This window comes from Facklamia sp. HMSC062C11, from assembly GCF_001810675.1.
Taxonomy (GTDB): Bacteria; Bacillota; Bacilli; order Lactobacillales; family Aerococcaceae; genus Facklamia; species Facklamia hominis.
Window position 1 is genome coordinate 9,073 of sequence record NZ_KV802401.1, and the last position, 13,281, is coordinate 22,353.

The 13,281-nt window shown below is 42.9% G+C and carries 9 protein-coding genes; 2 read left to right on the top strand and 7 right to left on the bottom strand.

Annotated elements, in window-relative coordinates; translation table 11 throughout:
• Positions 1-596: 596 nt before the first annotated feature.
• The 3 genes from glmS to HMPREF2758_RS05455 all read right to left on the bottom strand — a co-directional run bounded on the left by glmS (position 597) and on the right by HMPREF2758_RS05455 (position 5,176).
• Positions 597-2,390: a glutamine--fructose-6-phosphate transaminase (isomerizing) gene (gene glmS / locus HMPREF2758_RS05445; RefSeq protein WP_070609541.1), complete on the bottom strand. Its 1,794-nt coding sequence runs from the start codon at positions 2,388-2,390 to the stop codon at positions 597-599.
• A 252-nt stretch (positions 2,391-2,642) separates the two neighbouring features.
• Positions 2,643-4,499 carry a type I pullulanase gene (pulA, locus tag HMPREF2758_RS05450; protein WP_070609542.1) on the bottom strand — a complete coding sequence of 619 codons (1,857 nt, stop codon included), beginning with the start codon at positions 4,497-4,499 and terminating at the stop codon, positions 2,643-2,645.
• A 119-nt stretch (positions 4,500-4,618) separates the two neighbouring features.
• Complete coding sequence (locus HMPREF2758_RS05455) at positions 4,619-5,176, bottom strand: nucleoside tri-diphosphate phosphatase (protein ID WP_006908931.1); 558 nt, start codon at positions 5,174-5,176, stop codon at positions 4,619-4,621.
• Between the two features lie 153 nt (positions 5,177-5,329).
• Between HMPREF2758_RS05455 and HMPREF2758_RS05460 the strand changes: the two genes are divergently transcribed.
• Positions 5,330-6,463, top strand: coding sequence for an LLM class flavin-dependent oxidoreductase (locus tag HMPREF2758_RS05460; protein ID WP_070609543.1), 1,134 nt, complete (start codon positions 5,330-5,332; stop codon positions 6,461-6,463).
• On the top strand, positions 6,464-7,030 hold the full coding sequence (locus HMPREF2758_RS05465; RefSeq protein WP_070609544.1) for an NADPH-dependent FMN reductase: 567 nt from the start codon (positions 6,464-6,466) through the stop codon (positions 7,028-7,030).
• A gap of 305 nt (positions 7,031-7,335) precedes the next feature.
• Here HMPREF2758_RS05465 and HMPREF2758_RS05470 read toward each other — a convergent pair whose 3' ends face one another.
• The 4 genes from HMPREF2758_RS05470 to HMPREF2758_RS05485 are packed head-to-tail and all read right to left on the bottom strand — an operon-like array spanning position 7,336 to position 13,011.
• Positions 7,336-9,090, bottom strand: a complete 1,755-nt coding sequence (locus HMPREF2758_RS05470; protein WP_070609545.1) for an ABC transporter ATP-binding protein — start codon at positions 9,088-9,090, stop codon at positions 7,336-7,338.
• Positions 9,080-10,810, bottom strand: coding sequence for an ABC transporter ATP-binding protein (locus HMPREF2758_RS05475; protein ID WP_070609546.1), 1,731 nt, complete (start codon positions 10,808-10,810; stop codon positions 9,080-9,082). The genes HMPREF2758_RS05470 and HMPREF2758_RS05475 overlap by 11 nt, the downstream gene beginning before the upstream one ends.
• Before the next feature lies 1 nt (position 10,811).
• A complete protein-coding gene (gene mutY, locus HMPREF2758_RS05480; protein ID WP_070609547.1) occupies positions 10,812-11,990 on the bottom strand; it encodes an A/G-specific adenine glycosylase in 1,179 nt (392 codons plus the stop codon).
• A gap of 13 nt (positions 11,991-12,003) precedes the next feature.
• The gene (locus HMPREF2758_RS05485; RefSeq protein ID WP_070609548.1) at positions 12,004-13,011 is read right to left on the bottom strand and encodes a RecX family transcriptional regulator; all 1,008 of its coding nucleotides are present in this window, start codon (positions 13,009-13,011) and stop codon (positions 12,004-12,006) included.
• Positions 13,012-13,281 lie beyond the last annotated feature (270 nt).

Consider the following 13,281-nt stretch of genomic DNA (forward strand, 5'->3'; position numbering starts at 1 on the left):
CAGAGGAAGGGTTCTTTTTTCCATAAATTTTCGGATTCGAATTAAGATTAAGCTAAACATTTTGAGAGCATAAGCATAATTCATTAAAAATAAGCGGTTTTTATAATCCAGAAAATACTTTATTAAAATGAGGATCATTGATGGTTAGATGTATTCAACAACTATTTTTTAAAATTAAAATTATATCAATAATTCTATCTGTTACGATCCGAACTTAGCGTTGAACATTATAGACTTATATTTCTAATAAAATAAATTTTCATCCTGTCTATTGTATAAATTACTTTTCTTATATAAATATTTAAAAAAATAATCTAAGATTTGTTTTTTTGCTGACAGGTTAAACATTATATTCGATCGTTAATCTATAGCCTTGAAACAGGCGATAAAAATAAACCAATCCCACAGCCGTGGTCAAAGGACAGTTGGCACACATCAAAGTCTTGGCGCTTTAGCGCTTAGGCTTTGAGTAGCCAGCTGAGCCAAGGAGACTTCCTTAGAAGGCTCCTGGCGGTCCACCACAGTTGTGGGATTGGATTTAATTTTTATAAGCCAGTAAAAGACCATCGCTCACTCGGAAAAATGCTCTTTTTCTGCTATTCAACGGTTACAGACTTGGCTAGATTACGTGGTTTGTCCACATCTAACCCCCGATCTAAGCAAGCATAGTAAGCAATCAATTGGCTAATCACAACGGACACAAAAGGTGCAAAAAGCGGATGAACAGGATCAAAGACAAAGCGGTCCTCTGCCTTTTGCAAGTTAGCCATCGAAATCACCATGGTATTCGCACCCCGAGCCTTCACTTCTTCTAAATTAGAGCGGGTATTGGCTGCTGTTACCTCATCCGTCACAATCGCAATCACCGGCGTTCCTTCTTCAATTAAAGCAATCGTACCATGTTTTAATTCACCCGATGCAAAAGCTTCAGTTTGAATATAAGAGATCTCCTTCAACTTTAAGGCAGCCTCCATGGCCACATAGTAATCTAAATGACGTCCGATATAGAAGGTCGACCGAGCATGTCTAAGATTATTTTCAACCCAATCCTTGATCGATTCCTTCTCACTCAATACCGATTCAATCCGGCTAGCAACCAAGCTTAATTCATGGCTCAAATCAAAATCAACCGATCCTGCTAAGACATAGGCTAGAATCATCAATACCGTTAATTGTGCGGTATAAGCCTTGGTTGAAGCCACCGCAATCTCCGGACCAGCATTCAATAATAAGGTAAAGTCACTTTCACGAGATAAGGTCGAGGCAGGAACATTGGTCAGGGTAAGACTGGGATGGTTCAAGGCTTTAACCCGTACCAAGGCCTGACGGCTATCTGCCGTTTCACCCGATTGTGAAATAAAAATAAAGAATGGTCGGTCACTTAATAGCGGCATATGGTAGGCAAATTCAGAAGCTAAATGAACTTCTACTGGAATCTGAGCTAGTTCTTCAATAAATTGCTTGCCCATCCACCCTGCATGATAGGATGTCCCACAAGCCACAATATAAAGACGGTCCGCCTGGTGGATCGCTTGAAGCAAATCAGAGTCCACGGCAAAGTCCCCATTATCTGCTTGATAGGCTTGGATATTCCGGCGAATAACCGCTGCTTGCTCACTGATCTCCTTAGCCATATAGCAAGGATAGGATCCTAATTCTAAGTCATCCACCCGCAACTGAGCTTGGTAAGGTTCGCGGTCGATCGTATTGCCAGCTAGATCTTCGATCATAACATGGTCTTTAGTTAAGACGATCACTTCTTGGTCGTGAATCTCCAGATATTTCGTGGTTAAATCAATACTTGCCATCGCATCCGATGCCAACAAGTTAAAGCCATCACCTAAGCCTACTAAGAGCGGCGACTTGTTCTTGGCAGCAAAAAGATGATTCGGCTGTTCTTGATCGATTAAGGCAAAGGCATAAGATCCTTCAATCAAATTCAAAGCCTTCACCAAAGCATCTTTAGTAGCTAACCCCTCAGAAGCAACTTTTTCAATTAGATTAACCGCCACTTCCGTATCCGTTTGTGATTGGAAGTGATAATCTTTCAGATAAGTCTCTTTCAATTCTAAATAATTTTCGATGACGCCATTATGCACAAGGGTAAACCGTCCGCTAGCAGATTGGTGAGGGTGGGCATTTTGACTAGAAGCGGGTCCATGGGTCGCCCAACGTGTGTGCCCGATTCCAACTTGTCCAGTCAAATCACTCGGAATTAATGCCTTCAAATGAGCAATCCGACCTTTTTCTTTATAAAGATGCCCTTGCCCCATCGAATCCATCACAAAGATTCCAGCAGAGTCATAGCCACGATATTCTAATTTTTCTAATCCATTTAATAAGGCATCCACTAAGGCACCTTGTCCAATATATCCAACAATTCCACACATAAATATTCACTCTTTTCTCTGTCCTATTTATGCTTTCATATGCTTGAAATAAGTTTTGTCCAGAGCCTGACGGCTTTGATTTGTCTTATTTCTTTAGACCGCATAGCCTTGAGCCACCCGCCGAAAACTTCGATTAGCTCATTCCTCGTCACCTAATCTAGATTAGGTCTGGCGCTTGATCCTAAATTAACCTCCATTACTATTTTTTGAAAGCTTATTTAATTTACATGAATCAAAGCTGTTTGTCAAAAATTACCCCTTAAAATACCCTTGGATCACTGTCGCAGAATAGGCTGGTAGCTGAATCTGATCAAGGTTCTGCCAAGGAGCTTCTGAAGAATAAGCCAAACTCATTCCTTGAAGCAAGACTCGGTATGAACCGGGTATCAAGCGATAGTCCTTATCTTGACTAGTCCCATTAAAGAAGAGCATGATTGCCGTCCCCTCCGCTTGATACTCAATTCCCACCAGACCATCTTGTGCTAATAAAAGCTGAGCGGTTCGCTCAATCTGATCAAAACTCGCCTGTCCTAGCAGCGGAAAAGCCTTACGAAGTCGAATCAAATCCTTCACATATTGGATAAGGTCTTGATGGCGGTCAACTAGCTGCCAGTCCACTTGATTAATCGCATCAGGCAGATTATAAGAATCCCGGTGTCCCGCTTTACTGCGCATAAATTCTTGGCCCGCATGGATAAAAGGAATCCCCTGACCCAGTATACCTAGGGCTAAGGCTAAGGCTTGCTGGTGCTTGATTTGATCGATACCGGCACTAGGATCCGCCTCTTTCAGTCGGTCGGCCAACGTATAGGAATCATGCACTTCACTATATTGAATTAACTGCAGGGGACTGGCTAAGGAGATACCTTCTAGCTGACCCAATAGTTTTTGACCCATCGCTTTAGAAAGTTCGGCGCCACCATTAATAAAGCCTTTATGCTTCAAGTCCTCATCTTGTCCCCGAACAAGCTTACGAAACTGATCATTGAAAAAGGCATAGCCTGGTAACTGGTCTGCATTCTCCAAGATAGCCGCATAGGCTGGCGGAAGGACTTGACTCATCTTCCACCCTTCCCCTAACAGAAAAATATCCGGCTTCAACTTCGTCAATTCCTGACGAATCAAATGCATGGTCGCTAGATCATGGAGCCCCATCAAGTCAAAACGAAAGCCATCGATATGATACTCTTCCACCCAAAAACTCAGGGAATCGATCATATACTGGCGCATCTTTTCCCGTTCAGAAGCTGTCTCATTCCCCACCCAACTTCCATTAGCTAATTGTCCCGAAAGGTCATAACGAAAGAAATAGCCCGGCGCTGTCAAATGAAAGGGATGGTCTTCCCAGCGATAGACGTGATTATAGACCACATCCATAATGACCCGCAGTCCTTTTTGGTGCAGAGCTTGAATCAGGGCTTTTAATTCGCGGATTCGGCAAATCGGATCAAATGGATCACTAGCAAGGCTCCCCTCAGGTAGATTATAATTTTGCGGATCATAGCCCCAATTATACGATTTTCTCGGTCGCTGGCTTTCATCGATCGTCTGAAAATCAAAAACCGGCATCAATTGCACATGGCTAATCCCCAATTCTGCTAAATAATCTAGACCCGTGGCCATCCCCTGAGGACTACGACTGCCTGATTGGGCCAAGCCCAAATAATATCCCCCATTCTTCACCCCCGAAGCAGGATCCTTGGTAAAATCACGCACAGAAAGCTCATAGATGAGGATCTCATGACTGGCAAGAGCTGGCAAAGGCTCCTCTTCCTCCCAATGATCAGGGTTAGTCCGAGAAAAATCAACCACAACAGCCCGCTGACCATTCACTGTCGCAGCTTTGGCATAAGGATCCATAGTCGAAATCCATTCACTCCCATTGTACAAGGTATATCGATAGATAAGACCGTGACAATCCCCCTTTAAGGTCAGACTAAAGATGCCAGAATCTCGGTCTTTGGTCATTGGAATTCGGTCGGTTATTTGGTCTGAATCCTTGGCGTAGACGATTAATTGACCCGCTTTCGCTTTGGGTGCCCAAAGAGAAAAACGAGTCTGATCGACTTGGTAATCGACGCCTAAATCTAAGTGATCTCGATGTGCCATCTACTAACATCCTTTCTATCGATGAATAAACCGTTTTCCTAATTAGTGATAAAAAAAGCAATCGTTAGAAATAACTCTAACCATTGCTTTCAACAAATTGTGAAGGTAAGTGAATTCTACTATTTATGCGTTATATTAAATCGGCGACGTTGGGTTAATTGGCAATATCGCTCATACCAGATATCTATGAAGGCTGGATTAAAAGGACCTTTCTCCTCTTCGATCCAACGAACCAGTTCTTGAATATTATACTTCAAGATCCGATCAATCTCTGGTGGATATTGGTAAAACTTACTATGTTGTTCATATTCATCAAGATCCAATAAACGCTTCTCCTTATCCGGAAACATCTTTATATCTAAATCATAATCAATATATTTTAAAGCTTCCTTATCCAAAACATAAGGTGAAGCTAGATTACAATAGTAAGTGACACCCCGTTTGCGTATCATGGCAACGATGTTAAACCAAAACTTCTGATGGTAATAGACCAAGGCCGCTTCCCGCGTCACCCACCGTCTACCATCGGATTCAATCACTAAGGTATGATCATTGCATCCAATCAGCGACTGTTCACTGGTCTTCAAGACCATCGTATCCCGCCAAGTGCGGTGTAATGAACCATCGTGCTTATAACTTTTAACAGTAATGAATTCACCTTCTTTTGGTTGCTTCATCACTGAACCTACTTTCTATTATGTCTCTTTGACATATAAACAATTCGCTTCACATTATATCATAGATTTTGATTCATGGGCAGAATAATCCGGTAAAGTTTCAGATTTTGTTATAATGAATCTATCGAATATTTATAGAAAGAGGAATTAATCATGACAGTAGCCAATCCATATCCCGATCATTTAGAATTTGGAATTTTTTCCTTAGGGGATCATATCCCCAATCCCCATACCGGTGAGCGCATTAGCCAACGTCAACGGATCGATGAACTCATTCGCTTTGGGATTGAAGCAGAGCAAGCTGGGATTGATTGCTTTGCGATTGGTGAAAGTCACCAAGCCTACTTCACCAGCCAAGCTCATACCGTTATCCTCGCTGCCCTCGCCCAAGCTACACAGTCCATCCGCCTATCCTCTTCTTCCACCATCATTTCAACTTCAGATCCGGTTCGTGTTTTTGAGGACTTTGCGACCCTGGATTTAATCTCTCAAGGAAGAATGGAAATTATCGCTGGTAGAGCTTCTCGTACAGGGCTTTTTAACCTATTAGGCTATGACATCCGAGATTATGATGGCTTATTTGAGGAGCGCTTTGACTTATTAAGACAGATCAATCAGAATACGCTGATTAGCTGGCAAGGCAAATATCAACAGCCTTTAGACAATGCCAGCGTTCTACCCAGACCCTATCAAAATCGACAGATCCCCATCTGGCGAGCGGTTGGCGGCCACGAGACTTCCGCCATCCAAGCTGGCAAACAAGGAGCAGCCATGGTCCTATCCCACCTCACCGGATCAACAGATTTCCATTATCAAAATATCAAAGTCTACCGGCAAGCACTTGAAGACAATAGCTACGATCCAAAAGCGATTCCGCTTGCCACTTCAGGTATGTTCTATGTAGCAGAAAGCTCCCAACAAGCCCGGCAAGAAGCTTATCCCTATATCTCTAAGGGCTTTACTTTCTCCAATGGTCAAGCCTTCCCTAAACGTGCCTTTGCCCAGTCCAGTCAGATCGATAACATTCTGAACATTGGTAGCCCACAGGAAGTCATTGAAAAAATTCTCTTCCAATATGAGCATTTTGGTATGACCCGCTACTGGGCTCAAATCGACTTTGGAGGTCAACCTTTCGACAAGTTAATGAAGAATCTGGAATTGATCCAGTCTGATATCTTACCTGCCATCCGCCACTATACCAAAAATAAATCCTCAAGCGGTCAAGCTCCCCAAGATATTGAGCAATTCAAAGAAACGATCGCCAACAAAACGAAGGAGGATGAATAAATGAAGACCCTACTACTCGCTAGTAGTTTAATTGGCTCTAAAAGCCGAACCGCCCTCAATTACGCTAAAGAACGTTTATTAGCTAACTATCCAGAAAGCGATTATCAACTATTGGACTTAGCTGAGATGGAGGTAGCTTTCGCCAAAGGCTATCATTACCTTGATTTAACGGGTGATACCCGAACATTAGTCCAAGCCATCATGGATTGCGATGTTTTGATCTTAGCTAGTCCAATTTTTCAAGCGTCAATTCCGGCTAGCTTGAAGAATGTCTTCGACTTATTACCCCAAAATTCCCTTCAAGGCAAAGTAGTAGGAGCCATCATCACTGCTGGATCCCACAAGCATTTTTTAATTCCGCAATACCAACTAAACCCAATTCTCAATTATATGAAGGCTAGTCAACCTTCTTCCTATGTTTTCGCCCATGATCTGGACTTTGAAGCTGGCCAACTCATCAATAGTGATGTGAAGGACCGCATCGACCGACTCATCACCGAATGCCACACTCTAGCTGTCGCACTCGAACAAGCACAAGAGCAAGAAGATCAACGCTATGACTTTTAACCCATCCACTGGCTTATAAAATAATATTCGCCCACAAGCCTTGTTATGATGCTTATTGAATTCAACTTAGAAAATTTATGGAAAAAAGAACCCTTCCTCTTCCTGTGGCATCAGGGAAAGGGCGCACATCAAAAGCTTGGCGCTTTAGCGCTTAGCCTTTGAGTAGTCCCTTGAGCCGGCGAGACTCTAAAAGAGGCTCTAGGCGGTCCGCCACAGCAGGAGGAAGGGTTCAATTTTTGGAATAAATTTTCAAACTAGTTAGTATTGATTTATTAATTTTTATTATAAGAAATCAAAGAGAGCCATTATACTTCAGCTAATTCCAAGGCGTGACTTTGGTGCAATTGATAATAAAATCCCCGAGCTTGCATGAGCGATTCATGCGTACCTTGTTCAATAATTCGCCCTGCCTTCAATACTAATATTAAGTCTGCTGACTCAATCGTGGCTAAACGATGGGCAATCACAAAAGAAGTCCGCCTCTTCATTAACCGATTGAAAGCTTTTTGTACTAAAACCTCCGTCCGCCGGTCAACCGAAGAGGTCGCCTCATCAAGAATCAATAACTGAGGATCCCGCAAAAAGATCCGGGCAATCGCCAACAATTGGCGCTGCCCTTGAGAGAGGTTAACGCCTCCTTCCACCAACAACGTATCATAGCATTGCGGCAAACTCCGTATAAAGCCATCCGCATGAGCTAATCTGGCTGCTGCTTCAACTTCCGAACGCGTCGCTTTAGGATGACCATAGGCGATATTATCATGCACGGTCGCTTCCTTAATCCAGGTATCCTGCAAAACCATAGCAAACTGCTGTCTAAGATCCTTTTTGGAATACTGATTAATATTTATCCCATCCAATAAGATTTGTCCTTGATCTAAGTCATAAAAACGCATCAACAAATTGATCAGAGTCGATTTTCCTGCACCAGTCGGTCCAACAATCGCAATCTGCTGACCGGATTGAACCTCAAAGGACAAGTCTTGAATCAAAGGATGCTTGGCAGAATAGGAGAAAGATACCCCATCGAAAGCAACCGCTCCGCGAAGTTTTGAAGAAAGCAAGGGACGACTCCCCCCTTCTTCTTCAGGGACTTGGTCGATCATCTCAAAAAGCCGCCTAGCACAGGCTAAAGAAGACTGTAATTCGGCTAAAACTGCCGAAATATCATTAAATGGCTTAGAATATTGACTCGCATAATTGAGGAAGGTCACAAGCTGCCCAACAGATAAGGCCCCTTTTTGAATACGAGCAATCCCTACTAGCGTGACCAAGGCATAAATCAAAGCATTAATAAAGCGGGTTGCAGGATTCAGAGTTGATGAATAGAACAAGGCCCGCTGGCTATCTGCCATATAAGTCTGATGTAAGGCTTGGTACCGGTCTTCAAAACGATCCGCTTGGTTAAAAAGTCTCACTTCTTCCATTTGTTGCAAAGACTCATTCACAAAATCTGCCTCTTTGGCTCGAGACTGTGTTTGTAATCGAAATGCCTCATAAGAATAAGAGGCCACAAAATGAGCATATAACAAAGAAATGGGGGTTAAAACAATCACCAGCCCCATCATCACTCGGTCTAGTCCAGCCATCGATATCAGCGTAAAGAAGATCATCAAGCAACCATAAATAAACTGATTAAAAACCATTATTAAACCTTGCCCCAACTGATCAGCATCCGTCGTCACCCGTGCAATCAAATCGCCCGTAGAAAGTTGATCTAAATAGGCTAAGGGCAAGTGATGAACCCGTTCTAAGGCTTGGTTACGAATTAATTCTACGGTTTTATAGACTAACTGATTGAATAGGACTGGATTCAACCACTGCAAACATCCATTCACAGCGATAATCCCCAACATCCAGCTTAAAATTCGCCATAGACTTGCAAAATTAACCTGACTAGGACCTAACATTTGGTCAATCGCCTGACCGATTAAGACTGGAACATAGAGTGTCAGCAATACCTGTAAGCTTGTAGCTACTAAACTTGCAAAAAGTAAGAGGCGATTCTTAAGCAAATAGCCACTCAATCGTTTAATTTGGCTTGATTGGTTATTCTTCATCTTTCTTACCCCCTCCTTTCTGCAATTGATAGATCTCTTGATAAATGGCCTGACTGGCTAATAAATCGTGATGATTCGCAAAGGCCAACTGCTTACCTTGATCCAATAATAGGATCTTATCGGCCGCTTTTAGACTATCGGGTCGCTCAGAAATCAGGATGATCGTTTGAGAAGGAGATCCCTTACGAAGAGCTTGAAGGAGTTTGGCTTCCGTTAAATAATCCAAAGCAGACGTTGCCGCATCCAAAATCAAGAGAGGTGCCTTAGCGAGAATTGCACGAGCTATCACCAAGCGTTGACGCTGACCACCGGATAGGTTCATCCCCTGAGCCAGTATCGGACTATCAAGTCCCTGGTCTAAATCCGCTACAAAGTCCTTTGCCTGAGCTGTTTCAAGCGCCTGCCAAAGCTCCTGGTCATCGGCTTGAGGATCAGCTAGAAGAAGATTGCTACGCACCGTCCCCTTGAATAGTCGGGCGGTTTGAAGAACCACTGCCATCCCTTGACGAAGAGTATCCTTAGTCGCTAGATCAAAATAGGCAGGGCTATAGGCAATCTGTCCCTGAGTGGGCTGATAAAACTGAGTTAAAAGTCGGATTAAGGTTGTCTTACCTGAGCCAGTGGCTCCCATAATACCAATGAAGTCTCCCACGTTCACCGAAAAGTTAAGCTCACAAAGTGCTAAACCACCTGTGTCCGGATAAGCAAATGAAAGCTGACGACAGGCTAACAGTTGGCCTTCCTGAAGACCAGTTCCTGGCATGAATTTCTTATCTTCAAGCGGTGCCTCCAAAACAGCCACAATTCGATGAGCAGCTGTCTGTGTTCGGTTAAAGACCAGGACCACCTTCGTTAATTTAACTAATTCCACTAAAATTGCTAATAGATAATTGACCAGAGCCACCAATTGACCGGGGCTTAAATGACCCCGGTCAATAAATCGGCCTCCTTGCAGCAAAATTACAATCAGTGTGCTGTTAACCACTAAATAAGTTAAGGGATTGGTTAAAGCCGTTAGCTTCCCCGCCTGAAGTTGTAACTGAGTCAAATAACTATTGGCCGCTTTAAAATCCGCCTGCTCCTTACTCTCTTGATTAAAGGCCCGAATCACTCGCAAGCCCTTCATCTGTTGACTCACCTGGACACTCAGCTGGTCAAGTGCTGCTTGAATTTTTTGATAATAAGCTTGACCAAAGTAAGTAATCCCCCCCACAATTAGAAATAAAATTATCACCATGACTACAAAATAAAGCGTCATCCGCCAATCAATTAAGGCTGCCATGAACATCGACCCAAAGACAATAAATGGTGATCGCAGCAATAAGCGGAAAAAGGTATTCAAGCCAGTTAAGATCTGATAAAGATCACTCGACAATCGGGTATTGATACTAGTACGTCCCAATCGATCATAGCTAGATTGGTCCATGGCAAGGGCATGCTGATAAAGGTCCCTCCCCAGATTATTGGCAAATCCTGTCGCCGCCTTGGCTGAAAAATACTGGCCCATCATCGAAAAAGCCAAGCCCAAAAAGGCTAAGGCCAGCATCCACCCGTCTTGAATCAAAAGCTTTTGATAAGGAGCTTGTTGCATGACTTGATCGACCAAACGAGCAACGATCAAGGGAACAGCCAATTCAAGCAAGGCTTCGATTAACTTACATAAGGGAGCTAAAAAACTGATCCAGCCATACCCTCTAAAATAAATCATCAATTCCTTCATATTATGAATCTTCTTTCGTTCGAATTTGATCGAGTTTCTTTTGTAATGTGGAAGTAGCTAATTGGGCATACGCTGTTTCATCCACAAATCGAAAGCTATCATCCATTAACCATAAAGCCTCAAGCAATTTTTCTGATTGCTTGGGATAGACAACTGGCAAAAGATAGACCTGCCAGATTCGGTGAGAAAAAACATGCTTGACTGGACCTTGAACCGACTCTAACAACAACTTTGCTTTATCGAGAATGCTGGCTTCATTGGACCATTCAGCCACTTGATCTTGACTAAAAAATTGCTGTAAAGCTAAGCCTTTAATTGCTGTAGACTGGCTAAGCGTCGCTATATCCTTTAAATTCAGCATAGGAAAATGCCATAAGCCTTGTAATAGCTCACCCGCTTGATGTTGGCGCACTAGCATCTGTCCTTTTTCATTTACTAGATAGAATGCCAGCTTTAGCTCTTGTTTTTGCTTCGTTTTTTTCAATTTAACCGGATAGAGCTGGGCTGTCTTATGCTGATAAGACCGGTCAAAGTCTGCCAAGGGATGAGGGTCTGGATAAGGATTCGATGATGTCATTACCAAGGCTCCCATATCCATTAAGGCCTGATTAAAGTCCCCCGGCCGAGTGGGATCAATCAATTGATCCAGAATTTCTTTAAATAGACGCTTAGTGGCTGTTTTTTGAATATCTTGGTCAATCTCAAATAAACGTGCCGTTACCCGCATCAAATTCCCATCAATAGCTGGTTCTACTTGGTTAAATGCAATCGAAGCGATCGCTGCTCCAGTATAAGGTCCGATTCCTTTAAGCGTTAACAGTTCTTTAAGTGTCTTAGGCATCTGTCCTTGGTACTCAGTCATGACCGTCTTAGCCGCCTGCTGCATATTACGCGCCCGTGAATAATAACCCAGACCTTGCCATAAGCTCATTAATTGCTCTTGGGGGGCCTGTGCCAAGGCTTGAACTGTTGGTAGAGCCTGCATAAAACGTTGATAATAATCAATCACCGTATCGACTTGCGTCTGCTGCAGCATTACCTCACTGACCCATATCGCATAAGGATCTGACGTCCGCCGCCAAGGTAAGTCCCGCCCATGTTGGTCATACCAAGCCAATAAGCAGTCACGAAAATCCTGAATTTTTTCGGGTGACCAATCAAAATAGTCTTTGATATCCACTGTGCAGCCTCCTTTAATTCATATTTTCCCAAGACCTATCATTTAACTTAGTTTGGATGCTCTCATAGCTAAAACCCTGGGTCATTAAATCCCGAATAAGGGCTTGCTTTAAATCATAGCCTTGTAATTTTCTTTGACGGCGTTTCAAGGACTTCTCAAAAGCCTTGTCGAGTCGTTGATCGGTTTCTTCTTGTGATAACTCACACCAGGAAGGATCAAAGTCTCTATCTACTTGTTCCTTGGAATAGCCTTTTTGTAATAAGTGTAAAAACAGCTTGTTTTTTAACATTTGTGGAGATAAGCGTCGCTTGGATTGGATAAACTTACGACTTAGGTGTTGGATATTCTCCCGCAACAAATCTTGTGGATATTCTTCAAGGGCGTCTTGGATAATCGACTGAGCTACGCCTTTACGACACAATTCATAGTCAATCTTTTGAGGTCCTTTACGATTCACCTGAGCTTGCGTGCGCAAATAAGCCAGCGCATAGGTATGATCATTTAACAACCCCAGACCTGTTAATCGATCAAGCGCTGCTTGAATCCACTGGTCATGAGCCTGATCAAGGTCTTTGGCATCCTGGGCTTCTAGCTGTCCGTCCGTTGCTTGCTCCAGATCATCTTCAACTTGATCTTGCCAAAAATCCAAGTCACCTTCATCAAAATTCGCCAAGCTTATTGATCGACTTTGCGTATTTATGGAATGATTAGTTGCCAACCTTACTTGTTCTAAAGAAAAGTGGCTAGTAAGCAAGTTTTTAACTTGCTTTTTTAAGTAATCTTGCATTTCTTTAGTGGATTTTAAGCCGTAGGATAGGTAGTTAAGCCCTTTTAAATAGAGTTTTTGTTGAGCTTCTGCTGCTAAAATTGCATCTATCAGCCCTTGATCTAGGTCTTTGCCTTTATTTAAGGAGAAGTCGATTAAGATTTGTTCGTCAACACCAAAGGCAAATTGGTCATTGATATAGATGGAATAGCGTTGTGGATCTTTCTTTTGACGTTGGATTTTGCTTATTTTCATCGATATCACCTCTTTTTCCCCTATTGTAACATGCTAGCTCTATCTTCGCCTAAGAATCCCTTAAGTCTTTATCGATTTATTCTTCAAAATTTAAATATAGACTCCAAAAATGACGCCTTCTTCCCGATGTGACGGACTGCATAGAGCCTCCTTTAGATAAGGAAGTGAGGGGCCTTTTCACTTGCTCCAAAAAAACAAATCCACTCCCACCGCTGTGGTGGACCGCCAAGAGCCTCTCTCAGAGTCTCGCCGGCTCAAGGGGCTACTCAA